The sequence below is a fragment of the Streptomyces sp. NPDC056948 genome (genome assembly GCF_042674225.1).
GTDB classification, from domain to species: Bacteria; Actinomycetota; Actinomycetes; order Streptomycetales; family Streptomycetaceae; genus Streptomyces; species Streptomyces purpurascens.
Window position 1 is genome coordinate 1 of record NZ_JBHUQX010000817.1, and the last position, 1,199, is coordinate 1,199.

The window sequence follows — 1,199 nt, forward strand, 5'->3', positions numbered from 1 at the left end:
CCTCCTGGACGTCCCGTAGAGCACCTGTTCCAGGCCGGACACCAGGCGACGCACGTCCACCTGGGGGCGCACGACGAGACGCAGGAAGCGGCTGGACGAACCGATCTTGTTGCCGCACTCGCGGACCAGGATCCGGTGCTCGGTGAGCATCCTGTCCCGGACCACGGTGCCCTCGGCGCCCACGGGGAGGCGCACGAAGAGGAAGTTGCCCTGCGACGGGTAGACCGTCAGCCCGGGCAGGGAGGAGAGCTGGCTGGCCATGTCGAGCCGGTCGCGGCGCACCTGCTGGAGGCTCTGCGCGTACTCGGCACCGTGCTCCTTGAGCATGAACACCACGTGCTCGGCGAAGGAGTTGAGGTTCCACTTCGGCAGCATCGACCGGACGCGGCCCGCGAGCGCGGGGTTGGCGACGAGGTAGCCGAAGCGGATGCCGTGCAGGCCGAAGTTCTTGCCGAGGCTGCGCAGCACGATGACGTTGGGCCGCAGCATGGCCTCCTGGACGACGGACGGCTCGGCCTCGGCGTCCGCGAACTCCAGGAACGACTCGTCGATGACGACCAGGTCGAGGTCGGCCATGGCGTCCATGAACTGCACGATGGCGTGCTTGTGCAGAAAGCCGCCGTCGGGGTTGTTCGGGTTGCAGATCACCGCGACGCGCGTGCCCCGGGCGCGGATGAACTCGGCGTACTGCGCGAGGTCGAGGGCGAAGCCGCTGGACTCCTGGAGCGGGAACATGTCGACCCGCTTGCCGGTCTCCATGGGCTGGTCGGTCCAGCGGCCGAAGGTGGGGACGGGGATGGCGAGGGACTCGCGGACCAGCAGGTGGTCGATCCAGGTGATGAGCTCGGTGGAGCCGTTGCCCATGGCCACGCACTGCGGCGGCAGTTGGAGGAGGCTGCACAGTTCGGCCGTGATGGTGTCGGCGCCGCTCGGGTAGTACGTGATGATGTCGCGGAGTCTGGCCGACATGTCGTCGAACATGGCCGGGGTGGGGAAGTAGGGGTTGCAGGGGATACAGAAGTCCACCGGCCCCGCGCCTTCGCCGCCCTCACGTGTCAACGCCGCCATCGACGGGCTGTGTGCCGCGGTACTGCGGAACAGCGACGTGACGTTGTCGGCCATGGAACCTCCGTATGAGGCGGGTCCGTTGGGGACGGCCGGACCCGACGTTTAAGGGCGGCCCGCGCGGGGGAGCGCGG

1 protein-coding gene is annotated in these 1,199 nt (G+C 68.6%); it reads right to left on the reverse strand.

Annotation, left to right across the window (positions count from 1 at the left end):
- On the reverse strand, positions 1–1,122 hold a 1,122-nt coding region (locus ACFTZL_RS44985; RefSeq protein ID WP_382596452.1), incomplete at its 3' end, for a pyridoxal phosphate-dependent aminotransferase.
- Positions 1,123–1,199 lie beyond the last annotated feature (77 nt).